Source organism: Tenacibaculum adriaticum, from assembly GCF_008124875.1.
Taxonomy (GTDB): Bacteria; Bacteroidota; Bacteroidia; order Flavobacteriales; family Flavobacteriaceae; genus Polaribacter; species Polaribacter adriaticus.
This window is the reverse complement of the sequence record NZ_VNIA01000001.1, coordinates 916825-939604: the sequence shown is the minus strand read 5'-3', so window position 1 is coordinate 939604 and position 22780 is coordinate 916825. Positions and strand designations below refer to the sequence as shown.

27 protein-coding genes are annotated in these 22780 nt (G+C 29.7%); 13 read left to right on the top strand and 14 right to left on the bottom strand.

Translation table 11 applies throughout. The annotated features are described in order from the left end of the window. Nucleotides 1-215 precede the first annotated feature (215 nt). The 3 genes from C7447_RS04405 to C7447_RS04395 all read left to right on the top strand — a co-directional run bounded on the left by C7447_RS04405 (nucleotide 216) and on the right by C7447_RS04395 (nucleotide 2671). Nucleotides 216-782, top strand: coding sequence for a Crp/Fnr family transcriptional regulator (locus C7447_RS04405; RefSeq protein ID WP_148869130.1), 567 nt, complete (start codon nucleotides 216-218; stop codon nucleotides 780-782). Between the two features lie 89 nt (nucleotides 783-871). Beyond that, the gene (locus C7447_RS04400) at nucleotides 872-1870 is read left to right on the top strand and encodes an aldo/keto reductase (RefSeq protein WP_148869128.1); all 999 of its coding nucleotides are present in this window, start codon (nucleotides 872-874) and stop codon (nucleotides 1868-1870) included. A gap of 96 nt (nucleotides 1871-1966) precedes the next feature. Further along, nucleotides 1967-2671, top strand: a complete 705-nt coding sequence (locus C7447_RS04395; protein WP_148869126.1) for a hypothetical protein — start codon at nucleotides 1967-1969, stop codon at nucleotides 2669-2671. Nucleotides 2672-2733: 62 nt separating this feature from the next. Here the strand turns inward: C7447_RS04395 and C7447_RS04390 are convergent, their stop codons facing one another. Beyond that, a complete protein-coding gene (locus C7447_RS04390) occupies nucleotides 2734-3501 on the bottom strand; it encodes an alpha/beta fold hydrolase (protein ID WP_148869124.1) in 768 nt (255 codons plus the stop codon). Nucleotides 3502-3506: 5 nt separating this feature from the next. Then, on the bottom strand, nucleotides 3507-4223 hold the full coding sequence (locus tag C7447_RS04385) for a pyridoxine 5'-phosphate synthase (protein ID WP_148869122.1): 717 nt from the start codon (nucleotides 4221-4223) through the stop codon (nucleotides 3507-3509). A gap of 59 nt (nucleotides 4224-4282) precedes the next feature. Here C7447_RS04385 and C7447_RS04380 point away from each other — a divergent pair, with 59 nt between their 5' ends. The 8 genes from C7447_RS04380 (at nucleotide 4283) to murI (ending at nucleotide 12266) form a co-directional block, all read left to right on the top strand. Then, nucleotides 4283-4942, top strand: a complete 660-nt coding sequence (locus C7447_RS04380; protein WP_148869120.1) for a CBS domain-containing protein — start codon at nucleotides 4283-4285, stop codon at nucleotides 4940-4942. 22 nt (nucleotides 4943-4964) lie between these two features. After that, nucleotides 4965-5864: an NAD kinase gene (locus C7447_RS04375; RefSeq protein ID WP_148869118.1), complete on the top strand. Its 900-nt coding sequence runs from the start codon at nucleotides 4965-4967 to the stop codon at nucleotides 5862-5864. A gap of 104 nt (nucleotides 5865-5968) precedes the next feature. Beyond that, a complete protein-coding gene (gene porG, locus C7447_RS04370) occupies nucleotides 5969-6646 on the top strand; it encodes a type IX secretion system protein PorG (protein ID WP_148869116.1) in 678 nt (225 codons plus the stop codon). A 5-nt stretch (nucleotides 6647-6651) separates the two neighbouring features. Beyond that, a complete protein-coding gene (locus C7447_RS04365) occupies nucleotides 6652-7404 on the top strand; it encodes an isoprenyl transferase (protein WP_148869114.1) in 753 nt (250 codons plus the stop codon). Continuing rightward, nucleotides 7397-9979 carry an outer membrane protein assembly factor BamA gene (gene bamA / locus C7447_RS04360; RefSeq protein WP_148869112.1) on the top strand — a complete coding sequence of 861 codons (2583 nt, stop codon included), beginning with the start codon at nucleotides 7397-7399 and terminating at the stop codon, nucleotides 9977-9979. The genes C7447_RS04365 and bamA overlap by 8 nt, the downstream gene beginning before the upstream one ends. Nucleotides 9980-10044: 65 nt before the next feature. Continuing rightward, nucleotides 10045-10848 carry an OmpH family outer membrane protein gene (locus C7447_RS04355; protein ID WP_148869110.1) on the top strand — a complete coding sequence of 268 codons (804 nt, stop codon included), beginning with the start codon at nucleotides 10045-10047 and terminating at the stop codon, nucleotides 10846-10848. 39 nt (nucleotides 10849-10887) lie between these two features. Continuing rightward, nucleotides 10888-11397, top strand: coding sequence for an OmpH family outer membrane protein (locus C7447_RS04350; RefSeq protein ID WP_148869108.1), 510 nt, complete (start codon nucleotides 10888-10890; stop codon nucleotides 11395-11397). A 71-nt stretch (nucleotides 11398-11468) separates the two neighbouring features. Continuing rightward, nucleotides 11469-12266 (top strand): glutamate racemase, encoded by a 798-nt coding sequence (murI, locus tag C7447_RS04345; protein WP_148869498.1) that lies wholly within the window; start codon nucleotides 11469-11471, stop codon nucleotides 12264-12266. On the opposite strand, the gene C7447_RS04340 is transcribed toward murI, so the two are convergent. Then, entirely contained in the window at nucleotides 12263-13243 is a 981-nt protein-coding gene (locus C7447_RS04340; protein WP_148869106.1) for a PorP/SprF family type IX secretion system membrane protein, read from the bottom strand. The genes murI and C7447_RS04340 overlap by 4 nt on opposite strands. 160 nt (nucleotides 13244-13403) lie before the next feature. Here C7447_RS04340 and C7447_RS04335 point away from each other — a divergent pair, with 160 nt between their 5' ends. Beyond that, on the top strand, nucleotides 13404-14237 hold the full coding sequence (locus C7447_RS04335) for a universal stress protein (protein WP_148869104.1): 834 nt from the start codon (nucleotides 13404-13406) through the stop codon (nucleotides 14235-14237). An 86-nt stretch (nucleotides 14238-14323) separates the two neighbouring features. Here C7447_RS04335 and C7447_RS04330 read toward each other — a convergent pair whose 3' ends face one another. The 9 genes from C7447_RS04330 to hpf form a co-directional block, all read right to left on the bottom strand. Then, nucleotides 14324-14962 carry a hypothetical protein gene (locus C7447_RS04330; protein ID WP_148869102.1) on the bottom strand — a complete coding sequence of 213 codons (639 nt, stop codon included), beginning with the start codon at nucleotides 14960-14962 and terminating at the stop codon, nucleotides 14324-14326. A gap of 22 nt (nucleotides 14963-14984) precedes the next feature. Next, the gene (locus C7447_RS04325) at nucleotides 14985-15611 is read right to left on the bottom strand and encodes a hypothetical protein (protein WP_148869100.1); all 627 of its coding nucleotides are present in this window, start codon (nucleotides 15609-15611) and stop codon (nucleotides 14985-14987) included. Between the two features lie 18 nt (nucleotides 15612-15629). After that, nucleotides 15630-16070: a hypothetical protein gene (locus C7447_RS04320; protein ID WP_148869098.1), complete on the bottom strand. Its 441-nt coding sequence runs from the start codon at nucleotides 16068-16070 to the stop codon at nucleotides 15630-15632. A gap of 54 nt (nucleotides 16071-16124) precedes the next feature. Then, on the bottom strand, nucleotides 16125-16622 hold the full coding sequence (locus C7447_RS04315) for an Hsp20/alpha crystallin family protein (RefSeq protein WP_246143014.1): 498 nt from the start codon (nucleotides 16620-16622) through the stop codon (nucleotides 16125-16127). A gap of 109 nt (nucleotides 16623-16731) precedes the next feature. Then, complete coding sequence (locus C7447_RS04310; protein WP_148869097.1) at nucleotides 16732-18105, bottom strand: MBL fold metallo-hydrolase RNA specificity domain-containing protein; 1374 nt, start codon at nucleotides 18103-18105, stop codon at nucleotides 16732-16734. A gap of 9 nt (nucleotides 18106-18114) precedes the next feature. Further along, nucleotides 18115-18954, bottom strand: a complete 840-nt coding sequence (locus tag C7447_RS04305; RefSeq protein WP_148869095.1) for an ATP cone domain-containing protein — start codon at nucleotides 18952-18954, stop codon at nucleotides 18115-18117. A gap of 23 nt (nucleotides 18955-18977) precedes the next feature. Continuing rightward, nucleotides 18978-19385: a hypothetical protein gene (locus tag C7447_RS04300; protein ID WP_148869093.1), complete on the bottom strand. Its 408-nt coding sequence runs from the start codon at nucleotides 19383-19385 to the stop codon at nucleotides 18978-18980. 12 nt (nucleotides 19386-19397) lie between these two features. Next, a complete protein-coding gene (locus C7447_RS04295; RefSeq protein ID WP_148869091.1) occupies nucleotides 19398-20249 on the bottom strand; it encodes a universal stress protein in 852 nt (283 codons plus the stop codon). A gap of 158 nt (nucleotides 20250-20407) precedes the next feature. Next, complete coding sequence (gene hpf / locus C7447_RS04290) at nucleotides 20408-20710, bottom strand: ribosome hibernation-promoting factor, HPF/YfiA family (RefSeq protein WP_148869090.1); 303 nt, start codon at nucleotides 20708-20710, stop codon at nucleotides 20408-20410. Between the two features lie 130 nt (nucleotides 20711-20840). Here hpf and upp point away from each other — a divergent pair, with 130 nt between their 5' ends. Further along, entirely contained in the window at nucleotides 20841-21494 is a 654-nt protein-coding gene (gene upp, locus C7447_RS04285) for a uracil phosphoribosyltransferase (protein WP_148869088.1), read from the top strand. Between the two features lie 17 nt (nucleotides 21495-21511). Here the strand turns inward: upp and C7447_RS04280 are convergent, their stop codons facing one another. Together C7447_RS04280 and C7447_RS04275 are read right to left on the bottom strand one after the other, a co-directional pair. Beyond that, nucleotides 21512-21901 (bottom strand): hypothetical protein, encoded by a 390-nt coding sequence (locus tag C7447_RS04280; RefSeq protein WP_148869086.1) that lies wholly within the window; start codon nucleotides 21899-21901, stop codon nucleotides 21512-21514. Between the two features lie 10 nt (nucleotides 21902-21911). Beyond that, nucleotides 21912-22751, bottom strand: a complete 840-nt coding sequence (locus C7447_RS04275; protein WP_148869084.1) for a universal stress protein — start codon at nucleotides 22749-22751, stop codon at nucleotides 21912-21914. Between the last annotated feature and the right edge of the window lie 29 nt (nucleotides 22752-22780).

The window sequence follows — 22780 nt, the reverse complement described above, 5'->3', positions numbered from 1 at the left end:
ATGAAATTCACTCAATTTGTTTGTAATAACGTTTTTTACAATGCGATAATCGTACCAAATAGAAAAACATGAAGTTTTGGCAGTTATTTTTGAAACTAATTTTGCTTCTAAAACTAATTTCTGATAACTTCGCTATTGACGAATATCTACAATTAAAACAAATGAAAATTCTTTCACTCGTTGTGTGTTACTTAAACTAAATCACATAATAAATAATGAATCAAGAACTTAGACAGCATATAGAAAAAATAGTTTCCTTGACAGATGAAGAGTTTGATTTTGTTCTATCTCACTTTAATCAGAAGAGATTTCTGAAACACCAATTTCTAATACAAGAAGGAGATACTGTAGATAATGACTTTTTTATTATAAATGGACTTTTAAAAGCTTCACATAGGAACGAAGAAAATAAAGAACATATTTTACAATTTGCAACAGAAGGTTCATGGATAACAGACCCACAAGCATATCACAATCAAACAAAAGCGACACTAAATATTCAATGTCTTGAGGACGGAAATAGTTTATTTATTACATTAGATAATAAAGAAAAATTATGTAATAGTTTACAAAAAATGGACTCCTTCTTTAGAAAAAAAACTACAAAAGAATACATCTTATTACAAAGAAGAATTTTATGCTTGATAAGTAATAATGCTAAAAATCGTTACGAAGATTTACTCAAACAATATCCATCTCTAATTCAACGAGTGCCAAAAACGATGATTGCGTCATATCTTGGAGTTTCAAGAGAAACTTTAAGTAGGCTAGCCACTAGTTAATGTGACTTTCATCACACTTTATCTGTGAGGTTTATCTTTTAAAACTTCCTTTTTTTCTTACAAATTTGTTTCATTAAAAACTATAACAAATGAAATATCGAAATTTAGGAAAATCAGGATTAAAAGTACCTCTATTAAGCTTAGGTACAGGAACGTTTGGCGGTACAAATGAATTTTTTCAACGTTGGGGACAAACTGATGTAAAAGAAGCATCAAGGCTAATAGACATTTGTATAGAGAGAGGTGTTAATTTTTTTGATACAGCAAATGTTTATTCACAAGGAGCGTCTGAAGAAATTTTAGGAAAAGCGATTAAAGGGAAAAGAGAAAAAACAATTATTTCAACAAAAGGCTCTTTTGAAATGGGAAAAGGAATAAATAACAAAGGCTCTTCTCGCTCTCATATAATTCAAGCTTGTGAAGACAGTTTAAAACGTTTAAATACAGACTACATAGACCTTTACTTTATACATGGTTTTGATGGAAACACCCCTATAGAAGAAACATTAAGAACATTAAACACTTTAGTTTTAAGTGGGAAAGTAAGATATATTGGATGTTCAAATTTTGCTTCTTGGCAATTAATGAAATCACTATCTGTTTCAGAACAACATAACTTAGAAAAATATATTATTTACCAAGGATATTATTCACTTATTGGTCGTGACTATGAACAAGAATTAATGCCTCTTTTAAAAGATCAAGAAATGGGATTAATGGTTTGGAGTCCTTTAGGGTGGGGAAGATTGACTGGTAAAATTAAAAGGAATCAACCCATTTCAGAAGGAAGAATAAAATCTGGTGGAGATATTGGGTCACCTCCTGTTGAAAATGAGTTTTTATATAATGTTATAGATGTATTAGACAGCATTTCAAATGAAACAGGAAAAAGTATTCCGCAAATTGCAATCAATTGGTTAACACAAAATAGAACTGTGTCTAATATTGTGATTGGAGCTAGAAACGAGATACAACTTTTAGATAATTTAAATGCAATTGAGTGGACATTAACTACAAAACAGATGAATGATTTAAATGAAGTTTCAAAACAAGCTCTTATCTACCCTCATTGGGTTGGAGAAAGGTAAAAAACTACACATTTAAGTTAACTTTTTTATAATTTTCGCACCCCTTTAAACCTTTTCAAGTTCTTAAAGTCTTAGTAATAACAAAAAACTCAAATTATGAAGACTTTAAAAACTTTACATGTATTAGCACTTGTTTTACTAGTAAGTTTAGCAAATGCACAGATGGTAAGGAACACCAAAGAAGCTATAGATAATAGAAAAGCGATTCGAGTTGACAAACATCAACTAAAAAAAGATGCAGCACAATTAACTGCTTTCAGAACCAAAGTAAACGCTTTTGAAAATGCTTACCTGAATGGCAACATCGGAAAAATAAAGTTTTTAAAAGCAGACATTTTAACCGACATGCAACGAGAAATTGCGCAAAGTGAGCGTAAAATTGCACAAGACAAAAAAGAATTAGCGCAAAGTAAAAGAGAAGCTCGTGCTTCTAAAAGAGAAAGAAGGCGTTCTCGTAGAGATGTTATCGCTGTTAACAATTCAAAAGAAAGAAGAGAATTACTAAAAGACAGTCATGACAAGCGTGATGATGCAAGAGATAAACGAGACGACAGAAGGGATTTAAAGGCTCAAATTGCACGCACTAAGCGCCAAAAAGAAATTATGAAAAAAATTAAAACATATAACTTCTCCGTAAAACGAGCTTCGAGTAAACATAAATTGATTACCTATTCTAAATTGTTAGATGAATTTACAAAAACCATGGAAGCTGATAGTGCAGCAACAAAAATGGAATTAAACGAAGACAGAAGAGAGGTACGTGAAGATCGTAGAGAAAGAAGAGAAGATAGAAGAATATAATTGGGGATACTTATTTTTTAGTTTTTGTAAAAACCTTGACCAAACAAAATGATCAAGGTTTTTTATTTTAAAAAATGAAGTACCTCTTTATAAAAATCCTTCGGATTTTCGGCATGTAACCAATGTCCTGCGTTGGTAATTGTCTTAATTTTTGAATTTGGAAAATGCGCATTGATAAGTGGCTCATCATCAACAGAAATATAACCGGAATTTGCTCCGCGTAAAAATAGAGTTTCACCTTCAAAAATAGTAAACGAAGGCAATGCAACCCCTACTTCATTATTATTTTCTGTAAGCGACTTTAAATTAAAACGAAAATCCATTTTCCCTTTTTCTTTCCAATACGTGTTCTTTAGCAAAAACTGACGAATACCTATCTCTGGTATGCCTTCTGCCAGTTTAGCATCCACCAATTTTCGAGAATTTTGTACTGAAAAATCTACAGAATTCAACGCATCTAAAATAGCATGATGATGTGGTGGATACATTCTTGGAGAAATATCTGCAACCACTAATTTATCAACCAAATCAGGATGCTCTACAGAAAACAACATTACGGTCTTCCCCCCCATTGAATGCCCAATCAAATTTACTTTTTCTAGATTATGATACTCAATATAATTATTCAAATCTTCTACCAATAACTCATAACTAAAATCCTCAGAATGAAAACTACGTCCATGATTTCGTTGGTCTATTAAATGTACCTCAAAACCATCTTCTGCAAATTTATTAGCATGACTTTTCCAATTATCACCCATTCCAAAATACCCGTGAAGAATTAATAAAGGCTTTCCTTCTCCAATAATTTTTGAGTGTAAAATTTGCATGATTTTTATCCTTTTAATTTATGTAAATACATATTTACGACATTCTCTAACCCTAAATAAATGCTTTCAGAAATTAAAGCGTGTCCAATAGAAACCTCCGCTAAATTTGGGACATTCTCTTTAAAAAATTTAATATTCTCTAAACTTAAATCATGACCAGCATTAATACCCAAACCTAAATCGTGTGCTAAAATTGCCGCTTTTGTATATGGTTTTACAGTTTCTTTGTTTCCTTTTTCATATTCACTAGCAAAATGCTCGGTATACAATTCTATACGGTCTGCACCTGTTTTTGCAGCAGCTTCTATCAATTTTAAATCAGTATCAATAAAAATTGAAGTTCTAATTCCTGCCTTTTTAAATTCAGCAATCACTTCTTGTAAATATGATTGATGTTTTATGGTATCCCAACCTGCGTTCGAAGTAATTGCATCTATAGCATCTGGCACCAACGTAACTTGAGTAGGCTTAATGTCTAAAACCAAATCCATAAATTTTTTAATCGGATTTCCTTCAATATTGTATTCTGTAATCACAATCGGTTTTAAATCGTAAGCATCTTGGTAACGAATGTGACGTTCATCGGGTCTTGGATGAATGGTAATTCCTTCTGCACCAAATTCCTGAATATCTTTAGCAACCTGTAATAAATTAGGTACATTTCCACCACGAGAATTACGTAACGTAGCAATTTTATTAATATTTACACTTAACTTTGTCATTATTTCAAATTAAAATACAAAAGTAAATCATTAAAAGTTTTTAAACTATATTCGTGTTAATGAATATCAACGATTATATATTAAAAGAAATTAAAGCGCTATCACTTCATAGCACGGTAAAAAAAGCACAACAAATGTGTAAAAATTACCCTATTTCTCATTTTCCTATTATTGAAAAAAACAAGCTTTTAGGCTGTGTTGCTGAAAGCGATATTAGAACTATAGAGAACACAGATGCTGAATTAAAAGAATACACATACTTATTTCATCATTTTTTCGCTACGGAAAACACATCTTTATTAGATTTAATAGCTTTATTTGCTGATAACGATTGTAATTTGATTCCTGTTTTAAACCAAGAACAATTCTATATAGGGTATTACGATTTAACTGATATTTTAGACCTTTTTGCAGATAGCCCATTTATGCATCATGATAATGAAACGTTAATAGTTTCAACAACAAAAACCGATTTCTCTATGAGCCAGGTTTCTCAAATTGTTGAAAGTAATAATGCCCGATTATTAGGTTTATATGTGTCTCATGAAACTGTAGACGATGTTCAAATTACGCTAAAAATTTCTTCTGAAGAAATGAATGAAATCATTCAAACATTTCGCAGATATAACTATCACGTAATTACACAACATGAAGATGATTTTTACCTAGATCAACTTAAAGATAGAGCTAATTATTTAAAAAAATATTTAGGCATTTAGGTCTAAAAAACATACATTTTAAGTGAAGAAAATTGCGATTTACGGACAATCTTACACCATTTCTGCAGAAAAGGAAATTCAAATTTTAATAACAGCTTTAAAAACTCATGATGTTATTATTGCTTTTGAAGAAGAATTTTACAATTTGTTGATTGAAAATAAATCACTCAATAAAAAATACCCAACATTTTCTCACTTTAATGATTTATCTGATTCATTCGATTTTATGTTTACCGTAGGTGGAGACGGAACCATTTTGCGTGCCGTAACTTATGTTCGTAATTTAAACATTCCTATTTTAGGAATTAATACAGGTAGATTAGGTTTTTTAGCTACTGTACAAAAAGATGAAATTGAAAAAGCGATTCAATTATTACTAAAAAAAGAATATTATATTCAAGAAAGATCTCTTTTAGAAGTGGAAACTAACCCTAGAGCAAAAGAATTTTCCGAAATTAACTTTGCTCTTAATGAAGTTACTATTGCCCGTAGAAACACTACTTCTATGATTGGCATAAAAACCTATTTAAACGATGAATATCTCACTAATTATTGGGCAGATGGTTTAATTATCGCTACTCCTACAGGATCTACCGGTTACTCTTTAAGCTGTAATGGTCCTGTAATATTACCGAACTCGAAAAGTTTAGTAATCACTCCTATTGCACCACACAATCTAAATGCACGCCCCATGGTAATACCAGATGATACTGCTATACAATTAGAAGTAAGTGCACGTGAGAAAGATTTTTTAATTTCTTTAGATTCGAGAATTACGACAGCTTCACAAGAAACTAAAGTGTATATAAAAAAGGCTGATTTCACCATTAAAAGCGTTATTTTAAAGAATCAATCTTACTTAAAAACTTTACGAGGAAAATTACTTTGGGGAGAAGATACTCGTAATGAGCCTATGCAATAACTTTTCTTACAATAAAATGGTAAAAAAGAAGTTAATCAAAAAAGACAGATTATTAACTTTTTAAAGCAAATTCAAATCCCTATATTTGCACGCTATTTTTACCAATGAAGAAATATTTTATTTCCTTACTACTTACTTGTACAACAAGTATTTCTTTCTCTCAAATTCATGAAATTGGATTTTTTTTAGGGGGAAGCAACTACATTGGTGACGTTGGAAACACCAATTATATTAATCCCAATGAAGTTGGTGGTGGCTTAATCTATAAATATAATTTAAACCCAAGAATCGCTTTACGTGGTACCTTTACATACATACCTATATCTGGTAATGATACAAAAGCATCGAGTCCATACAGAAAGCAACGCGGGTACAGCTTTACCAACACAATCCATGAATTTGCAGCAGGAATAGAATTTAACTTCTTTGAATATAATATAAGAGAACATAAAACCTCTTTCACACCGTATATCTTAGCAGAAATTGCTGTTTTTAACTATAAAACTATTGATTATATAACTACTAACAATAGATCTATTTTTGAAAATACTTTTTCCTACTCAATTCCAATGGGTTTGGGTGTTAAGGGTAGGCTAGCGGATAACTTAGCGTATGCCATAGAATCAGGAATTCGTCTTACCTTTGTAGACAATTTAGATTATACAACTGACAAAATAGCTAGATTAAACTTTGCTGGAACAGGCAATGATCATTATATATTTACAGGAATTTCTTTGGTATATACCTTTGGAAGACCTCCTTGTTATGCACCTAGAGAATAAAACTTATGAGTAATAAACTGCAAAGTATTAACCTTAATAAGGTTCCCAATCACATCGCCATAATTATGGATGGTAATGGTCGTTGGGCTAAAGGAAGGGGTATGCAAAGAGTTTTTGGTCATAAAAATGCTTTAACAGCAGTACGAGAAGCTGTAGCAGGCGCATCCGATATTGGCACAAAGTATATAACACTTTATGCTTTTTCTACAGAAAACTGGAATCGTCCAAAATTAGAAGTAGATGCCTTAATGAGTTTATTAGTTTCTACTTTAAAAAAAGAACTCCCTAGTTTTCAGGAAAATGAGATTAAAATAAATAGTATTGGTAATATAGATCAGCTTCCAAAAAAAACTCAAAAAGTATTGACTAATATTATTGAAGAAACCAAAAAAAACACAAAAATTACCTTAACATTCGCATTAAGTTATGGTTCGCGAGAAGAAATTGTTAATGCAATCAAAAACATATCTAAAAAAGTTGTTAATAACGAATTAGATATTGAAAAAATAGACGAAAATATTATAAATAATCATTTATATACATTTAATTTGCCCGACGTTGATTTAATGATACGTACAAGTGGCGAACAAAGAATAAGTAATTTTTTGCTTTGGCAAATGGCTTATGCAGAATTATACTTTACAGAAATTTTGTGGCCAGACTTTAGAAAAGAAAATCTTTTCGACGCAATAATTGATTATCAGAACAGAGAACGAAGATTTGGAAAGACAAGTGAACAGATTGACATCAATGAATAAAAATTCATTTTTAACAGCATTATTTATCATCGCATTTAGCGCGTTGAGTACGCAAGCACAAGATACACCAAAAGACAGTATTCCTACGAAGGAAGCTACTGGTAAAATCAATTACGAAAAAGGAAAAGAATACATCCTTGGGGGAATTACAGTAACAGGCTTACAAAAATTCACTGAACAAACTGTTCGTGTATATACTGGTTTAATAGATGGTCAAACTATTAAATTACCAGGAGATAAGCTTACAAGTGCTATTAAAAAATTATACGAAAGCAAACAGTTTAGTGATGTTGATGTATATCTAGCTAAATTAGACGGGGAAACTGTTTACTTACAATTTGTCGTAACAGAATTGCCTCAATTAAATAAGATAACTATAACTGGTGTAGGTAAATCGAAAGCAAAAGAGTTGCAAAAAGAGTCTGAACTTAAAAAAGGTGCTCAGGTTACAGATAACCTTATTGTAACGACTCGTAATTACTTAAAAAAGAAGTATACAGACAAAGGTTTCTTGAAGGCCAAAGTTTCTTTAAATACTAAAAAAGACACGTCAGACACCAACAGTGTTGACATGAATATCTTTATTGATAAAGGTAATCGTATTAAAATTAAAGATATTATATTCATTGGTAATGATGCTTTGTCAGATGGTCAATTACGTGGTGTTATGAAAAACACAAAACGTAAGTTTTTTGGTCGCTTCTGGAAAACGTCTAAATACATTCAGGATGATTATCAAAAAGATTTAGAAGGAATTTTAGAACGATACAGTGAATTAGGATATAGAGATGCTCGAATTTTAAGTGATAAGTTGGTTTGGAATAATGACAATACTATCAATCTTGAAATTAAATTAGAAGAAGGAAAACAATATCGTTTTAATGAAATTTTATTTGTTGGAAATAAAAAATACAATGATGATTTCTTAAATAGATTTTTAAGAATTGACAAAGGCGATATATATAATGGAAAAGTCTTAAAAGAGCGTATTTCTGGAGATGGCACCCCAGATTCTCAAGACATTCAAACGTTATATCATAACAATGGATATTTATTCTCTTCAGTAAATGCTGTTGAAACAAAAGTTGAGAACGACTCTATTACTGTAGAAGTTCGTATTCGTGAAGATGAACAAGCAACTATTAAAAAAGTAACAGTTACTGGTAACGACAAAACAAATGATCATGTAATTTTTAGAGAATTACGCGTAAAGCCAGGAGATTTATTTAGTCGTGAAAATATTATTCGTTCCATTCGCGAAATTGGTCAATTAGGATTTTTTGACACCAACGTAACACCAGACGTAAAACCAGATTACCAAAATAAAACTGCAGATATCGATTTTTCTGTAGTTGAAAAAGGCGGTAGCCAAATTGAATTACAAGGTGGTTATGGAGGGGGATCCTTCATTGGTACTTTAGGTCTTTCTTTTAATAATTTTTCTATTAGAAATCTTTTTAACAAAGAAGCATATAAGCCTTTACCAATGGGTGATGGACAACAATTATCCTTACGTTTACAAGCAAGTAGAACGTATAATACTTATAGTTTTTCATTTACAGAGCCTTGGTTAGGTGGAAAAACACCGCAATCTTTATCATTTTCTGTATACCTATCTAATCAATATCAATATAATTATTCAACAAATAATGTAAATAGAGATCAAAGTCTGAGTATTTTAGGAGCTTCTGTTGGTTTAGGAAAACGTTTACAATGGCCTGATGATTATTTTACTCTTTCTCAAAGTGTCAGTTATCAACAAATCGATTTAAATAACTATGGTTATCGTGTAGGTAGCTCTTCTGTTGCCTTGAGTCAAGGGGATTTAAATAACTTAGCTTATACAATTTCTTTAAGTCGTAATTCTGCAGGACCAAGTTTAATTTTTCCAACCTATGGTTCTGAATTCTCAATTAAAGCAAAAGCTACTTTACCTTATTCTTTGTTCAATGGAAAAGATTATATAGAACCTTCTCAACCTACAACAGAACAAACACAAGCTTATTTGGCCGATAAATACAAATGGTTAGAATATTATAAATTATCTGCAAAAGGAAAATGGTACACCTCTTTAGCTAATAAACTAGTTTTAATGTCTAATTTTGAAGTTGGATATTTAGGTTCATACAATGATAAACTTGGATTAACTCCCGTTGAAAGATATTTTGTTGGAGGTGATGGTATAGCACAAGGCCAATTAGATGGTCGTGAAACTATTGGGTTGCGTGGCTATGAAAACAATAGCCTTTCTATTGGTCCTGATGGCCAAAATGAAGGAGGCTCTATCTATAATAAATTTCAGTTAGAACTACGTTATTCTATTACAGACAAACCTTCAGCATCTATTTATACTTTAGGTTTTTTAGAAGCAGGAAACTCTTACAACAATTTCAGTGAATACAATCCGTTTGAATTAAAACGTTCTGCTGGATTAGGTATTCGTATTTTTATGCCTGCATTTGGTCTATTAGGTATTGATTTTGCTCATGGTTTTGATCCATTACCAGGAGACAATGCAATAAATCCAACAAAATCTGGCTGGCAAACACATTTTATAATCGGAAGACAGTTCTAAAAAAATGATACATTTGTAATGTGTCTAGTTTTTGGCACGGTTTTTTCTAAACACATTATATAAAGATGAAAAAAAATATTTTATCAATCGTTCTTTTACTTATTGTTACAGTAATTACTGCTCAAAAAACACAACGAATTGCTTATATAGATATGGAATACATTTTACAGAATGTGCCTGAATATTTAGAAGCACAAAACTCGTTAAATACCAAAGTAGAAAAATGGAAAGCAAACTTAGATAAAGAAGCCCGTAGCATAGAAGTTTTAAAAACTGATTTAGCTAACGAAAAAGCGATTTTAACTAAAGATTTAATAGACGAAAGAGAAGAAGATATTACAATTAAACAAGAATCTTTACGTAGATTAGAATCATTATATTTTGGCCCAGAAGGTGACATGTATATTTTAAGAAGAAAATTAATACAGCCTGTTCAAGATCAAGTTTACAATGCTATTCAAACTATAGCCTCTCGTAAAAATTATGATTTTGTTTTTGATAAATCTGGAGACTTAGTTATACTATATTCAAACAAAAAACACGATATTAGCGACTTTGTTATCAAAATAATTAATATCGATCAAAAAAAACAAGCTAAAGTTGATAAGATTGCAGAAAGAAAAAAATTATTAGATAAAGAAGGTTTATCTGAAGAAGAAAAAGAACGCTTAGCACAAAGAGAAGCTATAAAACAAAAAAGAAAAGCTGATAAAGAAGCTAAATACAAACAAATAGAAGAAAAGAGACAGGCACTTTTAAAGGCTAGAGAAGATAAAAGAAAACTCTTACAAGAAAAAAGAGAAGCCTTAAAAAAGGCAAAGGAAGAAGCTGAAAAGAAAAAAGACGCTGGACAAAAAACAGACGAATAAACAAAAAAAAGGACACATTAAATTTAAATTAGATTAAACATGAAACATTTAAAAACGTTATTATTAGTTGCAATTTTTACGATTGGATTAGGAGGGGTGGCAAATGCACAAAAAACTGCACATATTAACACTGATAAATTATTATCAGAAATGCCTCAAACAAAAGCTTTAAAAGCTGAATTAGAAAGACTACAAAAAACATATAGAGACGATATCGAAGGAATGTTTAAGAAATTAGAGGCAAAAATTAAAAAATACGAAGCTGAAGGTAAAAGTCAAACTCAAGAGACTAATCAACAAAGAGCTGTCGAGGTACAACAAGATCGTCAAAAAATTGCTCAAGCTGAACAAGCTATGAACCAAGAAATGAACAAGAAGTATCAAGAAAAAACACGTCCTATTTTAGAAAAAGCAGAACAAGCTATTAAAGATGTTGCGTCTGAAAAAGGAATTATTTATGTATTAGATGCTGCTCCTGGAAAAGGATTAATCGTTTATGATAAAGGAGAAGATATTTATACTGCTGTAAAAGCTAAATTAGGTTTCTAAAACTTTACAAAAAGATATTTTTGAAATCCTGCTTTTTAAGAAGCAGGATTTTTATTTTTGTAAACATAATGATGGACAATTCTCAACATCCTATCGGTATTTTTGATTCAGGTATTGGTGGAACCTCTATTTGGAAAGAAATCAACACTCTTTTACCAAATGAAAATACAGTGTATTTATCTGATAGTAAAAACGCACCTTATGGTCAAAAATCAAAAGATCAAATAATTAATTTATCTATAAAGAATACCGAATATTTACTTAATAAAAATTGTAAATTAATTGTTGTTGCTTGTAATACAGCTACCACCAATGCAATAAAATATTTACGTGAAAATTACAACGTGCCTTTTATTGGTATTGAACCTGCAATTAAACCTGCTTCTTTAAAAACAAAAACAAACACCATTGGTATTTTAGCTACGAAAGGCACCTTAAATAGTGAACTGTTTGAAAAAACTTCTTCTTCTATAGATTCAAAGATTAATATCATAGAACAAATTGGCGAGGGTTTAGTTGAATTGATTGAAAATGGAAGAATTTATTCAGAAGAAATGACAATTCTTTTAAAAAAATATTTACACCCTATGATACAAAAAAACGTAGATTGTTTAGTGCTAGGTTGTACTCATTACCCTTATTTAATTCCTCAAATTAGAGAAATAGTGGGAACTAAAATTAATATTATTGATTCGGGAGAAGCGGTTGCTATACAAACCAAAAATGTTCTTGAATCAGAACATTTAATAAATAACAACGACCAAAAAAGAGGCGAAAATCTATTTTACATCAATAAAGATAAAACTGTTTTAGAAAATATTTTATCTGATTTTGAAAGTATTACCACTATTAAGCAACAAGCCTTTTAAAACAGACCTCCGTTGATATTAGGACATGCAGATAATCTCGCTTTTCTACACAAAACATTAAAACCAAGAGAGATTTGATGAAAACCACTTTTAGACAATACTATATCTCCCATCTGTTTTGTATATGTATAAGAGAACATCATCTTGTTATAATTCACTCCTAGAATTGGAGAGAAATATTGTGCTTCTTCAAAAGAATTACCATCAAAAGAAGTTCTGTAAGAAAGAGCAGCCCAGATTTGAGCCTTTTCTAAATTCTTATAAATTTTGAAGTTTATGTCTACAATTTTTTCAGAAGTTTGTTCTTTGTACTGAAACATAAGAGAAGGTTCAATTTGAAATTTCTTTTCATCACCAAAAAAATAACCTACCCCTAAAACATAATTTCTCAAATTTAATGCATCAAACTCAGCTCTCAAATTATTTTTAGCAGTTAAGAATATATTCTTAACTGTAAAATAACTAGAAAACCCTCCTAAATGATATCCAAGACCGAAATCAGCATTAAAATAAAAATCACTTTCAATAATTTGTTGTACCTCAGGGTCGAAAGTACTAAAACTAGATTGATCAACTTCATTTTGTACTGCAGATAAAGACAATCCAAATGACAATTGATTAAATCCATTTCCTCTATCCATTTCTAAATGATAAGCATAAGTACCTTGTATTCCCTTTTGTGAGTGATATCCGTTTTTATCATTAAATAGAATTGTCCCAAAAGCAGCTTTTGAATCATTACTTACTTTTGCATGAAAACTAGCTGTTTGTAGTTGTGGAGCATTATCTACTCCTAACCATTGACTACGTGCTGTTAAACGAATTTTACCACATTCTCCAATACCTGCAGCAGCTGGGTGAACTAAATATACATTATCAGACAAATAATCTTGATAAATTGGTAGAGTCTCTTGAGAAAATCCTTTTGTAAAAAGAGAAGAAGATATAATTAAAAAAAAGTATAAACGAGTTTTCATTTAGCAATAATGGTTAAAATGATACCAAATATATTCTTTTTCTAAACAAAAACATATATAATTATGGTTTTAACTAAGTTACCTTACTAAGAATGCGAATTGACCAATATCATATTTTTAGTTATTGGCAATACTTAATTTAGAAATAAAATAAAAAAACATGAAAAACATATTATTACTTACCGATTTTTCGAAAGCATCAAAAAATGCTATGAACTATGCAATGCAATTATTTATTGATAATGTTTGTAATATTTATTTATTACATGTAACAGATTTTTCGACTTTTTTGGTAGATGATTTATCCTCAGCTGAAAGTTTAGCCAGCAAAATAATTAGTAACGAAAAAACAGATAATAAATTAAAAAAAATTGTTACTAAATTAAAATCAGATTTTGACACTAAAAATTTTACTTTTAACACCATAACAAAATATGATCATTTTATTAAAGTTATTAATGAATTAGTTGATTCAAAAGAAATAGATTTAATTGTAATGGGATCTAATGGAATCACTGGTGCAGAAGAAATTGTTTTTGGTAGTAACACCATAAATGTTGTTAGGAAAGTTAAGTGTACAACTTTAGTAATACCAGAACATTATGAGTTCACAAAACCAAAAGAAGTTTTAATTCCTTTAGCTCAGAATGATTCTATAGCGAGTAATTCGTTTATTGAAGCTAAAGTTTTTCTTGAAGCTTTTCTTGATAAATTACACTTTTTAAGAATAAATTCTGATAAAGAATCTTCAGAAACTAAAAAAGATAAAGAGCATTTAATACATTTATTAAATGATAAAAGATATGTATATTCTAAAATAAACAATGTTCCTTTACATTATGCAGTAAGCACCTACACTCAATTAAATAATGTAAACCTAATTACTTTAATTACTCATGAAGAAACTATTTTTGAAAGACTTTTTTATAGTTCTGAAAAAACAAAGTTGAGCAATTATAACTTATTACCATTACTTGTTTTTCATTCAAAATAATATCTTTAATAAAAAACCTTTCAGAATGAGTTTTTAAAAAGGATTTTTTATTAATTCCTGAAAGAATAAAGACATGTTAATGCTGTTTAATTCCCAATCTTTGTTATTATCTTTTCTTCTTCTAGAGAATTAACAAGAGTTTTTACATATTTATTTACCGAATAATTAATGTCGCTAGGGTCTACTAAATCGTAAGATCCTACCCAAACTAATGACTTTTCATTATTGGTCTTTAAATTATAAATAGAAGTTTCTATATGATATACTTTATAGCTATCATAATAACCTGGTCTAAAATATATATCTTGATATAAATAGTATCTTCTTCCGAAACGATGTACGCCAATGAACGTCGTTGGTATATCGCCTGAATATTGTACTTTTTCATCAACACCTGTTACTGCAGAAATAAGTACCGTTTCATATCCCTGGTTAACTAATTTTGCTACTTCTTTCTCAATATTTTCTTCAGTTTGTTTTGAGTTTTTGAAAGAGTCTTCAAAAATCAAAGCACTTTGTGAAGATTTAACACCTCTTTTGTTAAATTCATTTTTAAGACGCTCTTCGTACTTCATACGAGCTGTTGTGTTTTGTGTAACTCCTACTATTAGTACATTTTCAGCTTTATAACCAACATACTCGTTACTTTTCCAGGTTGATTTTAACAATGTTGGTGAACAACTAATAAACATACTTACTAAAATAGTATAGACAACTTTTTTCATAACTCCTATAATTTAGTTCTTTTTAATCCTTCTTTTTCGTTAATAACTCCTGTTCTTCCATAGCAAATAAAATAAGATCAACATAATCATCTACAGTCTCTTCTACTGAATTAGGGTCAACAACGTCCACAAATCCTTTCCATATTAACCTCCTATCTTCTGTGTCACAAATACAATACATAGAAGTTTCTGCATGGTAGATAGGGTAACTCTCATAATATTCTGGATTATAATAAATATCTTGATACATAAAATATTCTTCCTTAAAATCTCTATAAGTGCCTTCAATATCTTTATAGGTATTCGCTAATCTGTACTCGCTATCTGATCCAACGACTTTAGAAAAAAGAATCGTATCAAATCCGTCAGCAACAAGACTTTTCTCTATATCTAATAAATCTTCTTCTGTCTTTTTTTCGTTATCAAAATATTTATAACTCGTAATTGCTTCAATTCCTCTAGATTTATATTCTTTTTGAAGTCGGTTTTCAAACTTTTCCCTAGCAGCTTCATTATTAGTCATTGCAACAATTAAAACCTTATTGGCTTCATAAACATCAATATCTGGGTTTTTCCAATTATTGATTAAATCTGCACTTGAACAACTCATTAAAAAAATTGTAAAAAATAGGCGTAATATGTTTTTCATTTTATTAATACTTTCTAGTTATTCGTGAAGTTTTTTAGACGCTGTATTTTTTAAATACCCTTTAATGACTGAAAATAATTGAGTTTTTAACTCTTTATGTGACACTAAGTGTTTGTTTATTTTTATCATTAATTTTTTATGAATCTCTTTATACCTCTTTTCTTCTTCTGGTTGATCTATTCCATCGACTAAAATTTCTAATCCATTTTGATGATTCTTCACTAAATCTATAAGCTCTTGGTTGTCTCGGATTAACTCTCCTAATTTTTCAACAATTTTTTTATTTTTAGAAAATTCATCTAAATTTATTAGATCTTTAGTGTATGAAACAATTAGTTCTTCAAAGAAATATTGCTCATCTTCAATAAAATTGAGTTCAGAACTCCAGTGCTTTGTAGTTAAATGCATGTCTTCAGCACTAAACCATTCAATATATTTAATATTTGGTGTAGTATCCATATCTTTTTTATAATAAAAGCAGAAGCGAAAACACTTCTGCTTTGGATTAATTTTTTACTTTACCTCAATTACTTTTTTTGAAGATTTCTCTTCTTCGGCTTTCTCATTCTTCAGTAATTTAACTTTTAAAATACCGTTTTTATAAGAAGCTTTTACATCTTGATCTAAATCAACCGAATTTGGTAATGAAGAAGAACGCTGAAAAGATTTGTAACTAAACTCTTTACGAGAATAATTATCTTCTTCCTCTTTCGTTTCTTTTTCTTTTTTAGCACTTACATGTAGCACATCATTTTCTATAGAAACCTCAAAATCTTCTTTATTAAAACCAGGAGCAGCAAATTCAATATCAAAATCTTTTTTGTTCTCCTTTACGTTCATTGCTGGCATTAAGCTATCGTCTTCAAAAAAATCATCTTTAAAAGCATCATCTAATTTCATTAAGTCTTTAAATCTTGATGAAAAAAAATTGTCATTCCATGGTAATAAAGATTCATTACTCCATGGTGATAAAAATCTGTTTCTTCTTTTTGTTTTTGCTAATGTTGTCATGATATAATTGTTTTAAAGTTAAATTGTTCAGCTAAATTGTTTCGCTAAATTATTCATCATAAACACTTTTTAAAATGATAAAAGTCAGTTTATTACACTTTAACACTTACTAAATCATAATTTCTACAACATCATATAATTTAGGGATTTTAGCATCCCATTTATACGCATCTTTAATCTTTACTCGAAAGGCATCACACGCTGTTGCTTCACCATGAATTAAAAATACGTTTTCAGGAATGTTTTTGATTTCACTCATCCAATCTATAAGCTCACTTTGATCTGCATGAGCTGATAAACTTTCAATATTTTTTATTTGAGCTCTAACGGGGTAATATTTACCAAAAAACTTTATTTCATGAGCTCCTTCTTGTAATTGCCTTCCTCTTGTTCCTTCAGATTGATATCCAACAAGAACAACCGTAGTACTTGGCTCATCTATAAGTTGTTGTAAATAGGTTAGCACTCTACCTCCTGTTACCATACCACTACCTGCTATTACTATTTTTGATCTCGGGTCATCTATCGTTTCCCAAGTTTCTTTGTATGATTCAATTATTGTTACATGATTGCACATGGCATTATACTCTTCCATTGGTAGTTTATGCCAATTAGGATAATTACGAAAAACTTCAAGAACGTTATTTCCCATAGGGCTATCTATAAAAATTGGAATTGCTGGAATTTTATTTTTCTTATACAGTTTCCACAATAAATAGATGAGTGTTTGTAAACGTTCTACCGCAAAACTTGGAATGATTAAATTTCCTTTTTCATGAATCACTTTTGTAATTATATCTGCGAGAACATCTTCAATATTTTCTTGTGGATGTAATTTATATCCATAAGTACTTTCAATGAACAAATGATCTGCCCATTCTGGTTTTTTAGGGTTGTTCAATAAGAAATCATTATTTCTACCAATATCTCCAGAAAAAACAAATCTTCTTTTATTAATATCCAACTCTATAAATGTTGCTCCAATTATATGTCCATTATATTGAAATCGATACGAAATTTCATCCGAAAATTGTATCCATTCATTTTCGTTCGCACTCTCAAAAAGCTTTATAGTTTTCTCAGCATCCCTAACAGTATAAAATGGCAAAGCAGGATTATGTTGCGAACAATGTTCTTTTGTAGCTTTTTCTGCTTCTTCTTCGTGAATTTTTGCACTGTCTTTAAGAATTATTTCAGCAATTGCTAATGTTGGTGCTGTACCAATAATTTTACCCGAATATCCTTGTTGAATTAACTTAGGAAGATAACCAACATGGTCTAAATGACCATGGGTTAGCAAAACAACATCGATATTTTTTACATCAACAGGTAATCTAGCCCAATTTAATTGCCTAAGTTCTTTTAAACCTTGAAACATACCGCAATCGACTAAAATATTTTTGTCGAATGCTTCTATTAAAAATTTAGAACCAGTAACCGTGCCTGCTGCTCCTAAAAAATGGACTTTTGCGTAGTTAGACATTATTGCTTTTTAAGGGTTGCACAACGAATTAATCTCTTTCAGAATTCTTTCTTTTCTAATATCTGAAATTCCTAAATGATCTAAGTAAAAAACATCTCCTATTAAGTCTCTACACAACACAACATCTCTACTTAATAAAAATTGTTTTTCTCTTTTTGTTAACAAAGTAGATACTGTAATTGGATATAATCCCAATCGATCAATTCTATCTTTTAAAGCATTGTCTTTAGGATAATCCCAACTCAATAAATATAACCCCATGCACTTTCCATACTGAGTAGCATCTTCTGTAAATCTTGTATTAGTAACTACCCAACCTTCGGTTAGTGTCGTTTTATTATTTGAATTTGAATACCAGTGACTTTTTACATCTTGATATCGTGAATTGATATAAAGTGGAATTTTAACATTACAGGATAGTCCTTGCTCACTATGAAATTTACATTCTATGATTGAGGTTTCTTGTCCTTTTTCAGCTATAACATCAATTTCATGAGTTACACATTTTCCTTGCAACAACTCTCCTACTTTTGTTTTATAACCAGAATAGGTAAGAATTGCACTTATAAAACGTTCAAAAGGAAATCCTGTAGGGCCAAGTTCATAAATAGCTTTTTTTAACTTGTATTTTGATGCTAAATAGCTTTTCTCTTTTTTAAGTAATGCAAAAGCTCTATTATATATTTCTTTGGTAGAAATACCCTGATACAACTCATCTCTAACTATATCTATAATTTTTTCTACAACCTTATTATTTGCTCCAGTACGCATTAAAGACGAACGTAATTTGTTTAATGAAAATTTAACTTTTTCTCCAGATGTTTTTATAATTTCTATATCCTTTTGCATACAATCTCTTTTTTTTTTACAAACTATTTAACTTCAAAAAAATCTTTTACTAAAGCTTTTACTTGATTGTTAGTCATGCTATCTACAACTTTTACAATTTTTACTTTCTCATTTAAGGACTTATAGTTTGTTTCTAATTCTTTTTTAAATTTTTGTTGAGTCTCTGCTGGACCATAAATAGCAATAGCATCCACCTCATCAATATTTGAAGTTATTTCTTTGAAATAGTCTTTTAACTGGTGTTTTTCTCTTTCTAAATACTTACTATCTTGAACAACATCTTGAGGCCCTCCTTTAAATCGTGTTCCAGAACCTCCTTTAGGGTGATAATCCTCTACTTTAGAGTAAATTGTTAAAAACTCTTCGTTGTCATTGTTAATAGCTACTAAATGTGCTTTTTCTTTGTCTAACCAAATTCCTAAATTTTTCATCTTACTTAGTTTTTAATTTCTTAAATCGTGCATAACTAAAATAGGTACTTTTGATTGAAAGCCTATTTCTTTTACTAAAGGATGCGTTAATAAACTACCAAAAAAAGGGTGTTTTTTATTTACAAAAGTCACCATGTCTCCATCTGTACTTTCAATAAAACAATTAATTGCAGTTTGTACTTTTATATTTGTCAGTGTGTGATAAGAATAATTTAATCCTTCAAAATATTCTTCTAACATTTCTCTATGTTCTATCTGATTATTATCTAGTTCATCTTCTTCTGAAACATGTAAAATCTTAATAGTTGAGTTCCATTTTTTTGCGATATCGATTAAAACCTCCAGCTCTCTCTTTTTAAAATGTGTTTTATAACTAGTAGGAAAAACAATCTCTATTGGAGGGTAACAATCGGCAACTTCTGGAACTACTATAACTGGGCAGTTTCGTGCTTTTTCCATTACATAAGTGGCTATGCTACCAAATACTTTTTTTCCTTTACCTGCCCCTCTAGTTCCCATTACGATCATCTCTATATCTTTATCTTCTACAACGTTTTTAATAACTTGTAGCGGATCTCCTAACATAGAAATTGGAATGAAGGTATGTTTTGTGTTTTGATTTTCTTCATCCTTTATATCATAGATGATTTTCTCCACTCCTTCTTTAGATTCTAACTCAGCTTTATCATAAATTTCTTGATGTATTTCTGGCGTTGTTAAAATATCAGCAAAATTTCCTCCCGCAAAAAAAACATTTAAAACGAAAAAATCGCATTTGTCATTCACGTATAATTCTCTTGCATAATTAATTGCATTTATAGAATTTCTAGAGAAATCTGTTGGTAGTAGTATCTTTTTTTTCATTGCTTTAAGCTTTTATTAGTTATATCAAATTTATCATTCAAATAAACACTTAACAATGATAATTATCAGATTAAAAATCTTTAAACATCTTTAAATCAATACTTTTAAAACAAATTTACGGAATTATTATATCACAAGATTATTTTTGTTTCTAACAATTACATATAAGGCTTCATTTCGCTTTTCCTTTTTTCAAGCTGTTTTTCTATATCACTAATCGTATTCTTTACAGCTAGTTCATAATTTTTCTCATTTGAGGAAGCAAAAATTCTCGGACCATTAAGGCTTAATTCCATTTCGCAAATTCTTCCTTTTCCTTTGGGGTCATTCTCTGCTTTAAAGAAAACATCTGCATTGATTAACCATTCGTATTTTTTTGCCAACTTATTTAGTTTATTAACTGTGTAGTCATACATTGTTTCGCTTGTTGGCATCTTAACAAATTGAATATTTATTTTCATGATCTCTATTTTTAATGATTATGATTCAAATATATTGCCTAGAGTTAGCATTAAGAATGATATTTATCATTGGTGTCTTTTTTTTTATTTATCAATTTTAGTATCTACTAAAACTTTAAAGCTTTTCACCATGATATTGCATGATTATAGTAAAGAAAATAGTATTCTAAATAAATTTATAGCCGAACTAAGAGATGTTAATATTCAAAAAGACGCTATGCGCTTTCGAAAAAATATTGAGCATATAGGTGAGGTTTTAGGTTATGAATTAAGTAAAACTTTAGACTACAAAAATGAAATAATTCCAACACCTTTAGGAACAAAAAATGTAAACCTTATTAATGAAAACATTGTGTTGTGTTCTGTTTTAAGAGCGGGTTTAACACTACATCAAGGCTTACTAAATTATTTTGATAACGCAGAAAATGCTTTTATTTCGGCATATCGTCATCATGAAAACAATCAAGATTCTTTTGAAGTAATTGTGAAATATTTTGCATCTCCATCATTAACAAATAAAACATTAATAATTAACGATCCAATGTTGGCAACTGGAAAAACATTAGAAAATATTTTAAAAGCTATAAAAAGCCATGGAGGGCCAAAACAAATACATCTTGTTTCAGTAATTGGGTCCAAGCAAGGTGTTGAACATGTTAGACATATTTTTCCTGAAAATACTCATTTATGGATTGCTACTATAGATGATGAGTTAAACAATAGAGGGTATATTGTTCCTGGATTAGGAGATGCTGGTGACTTGTCTTTTGGAATTAAACTGTAATTATTAGTTTTTAAAATTTAAGCAGGGACTACTCCGTAAGCCATGTTAAGTAAAAAGACACCTAATAAAAATAGCAGCAAATAAAGTAACTGAATAAATTTTACATTAATAACAGACATCCAATCAATTGTTTTTACAGGAAAAACAAATAAAGATAAACCTATAAAAAGAGATGCATATCCTAGTAATGTTACTATAATTGTCCAATTATCTGCCCAAATATTATGTGACAAAATATTAAGTAACCCAATTATTATAGCAATGAAAGAACTAATAATTACAAATTTTTGATCTTTTAAATCATCGAAGATTTGTTTAATTCTTGTCGGGTTAAGACTTAAGATTAAAAAAAATATAATCATATACCAACCCCAAAATTTTGCTAAAAAAATAGATATATTTTCCATAATTAAGGTTTTATTCGTGTAATACTAAGAAAGGAACATCTGTATGGTAACTAATTTTTTCAACTTTAGAATGAAACAATATTTGCTGAAAATAATTTAAGTTTTTAGCTACCATAACAATTAAATCTATATTTCTACTTTGTACAAAACACTCTACGGCATCTTCAACTTTGTCATTTGTTAAGTAATGAAATGTGTAATCACTTTCTGCAAAAAAATCTTTAAATAATTCTTTATTTTTCTTTTGGTCTGAATTTAGCTCCATTTCTTTTTTACTAATATGCAAAATTCTGAGTGCTGCATTTGTTTTGTAAATAATTTTTGAAAGTGGTAGTAATGTTTTAATATTATAAAACAAAGAAAAATCTGTAGGGAAAGCTATTTCTTTTAATGGTTTATAAATAGCTTTTTCAGGGACTAATAGTGATGTACAGTTTACCTTGGTTATTACATCACCCGCATTGCTACCTATTATTACCTCTTTTAACCCTGTAGCTCCTTTGGTTCCCATCACTATCAATTCTATATTTTTTTCTATAACATGCTTTCTCATGGAATCTATAAAGAAGTCGTAATCTGATAATGCTATAAAATTATGCTTTTTATTATTTGATAATGGTTTAACTTGCTTTATTAAAGAAGCAAGTCTTTCTTTTGCAGCCGTTAACAGACTTTCTTCTATTACAGGTAATGTTAACACATCGAAAGACTCTGATGCTGCCAGTATATTTATTTCAGTAACGTTTAGTACATAAAAAGTACATTCTTCATCCTTGAAAAAATTAAGCGCATATACTATAGCATTCTGAGAATTCTCAGAGAAATCCGTTGGTAATAATATATTCTTCATCCAAAAAACATTTGATAGAACAAATGTAT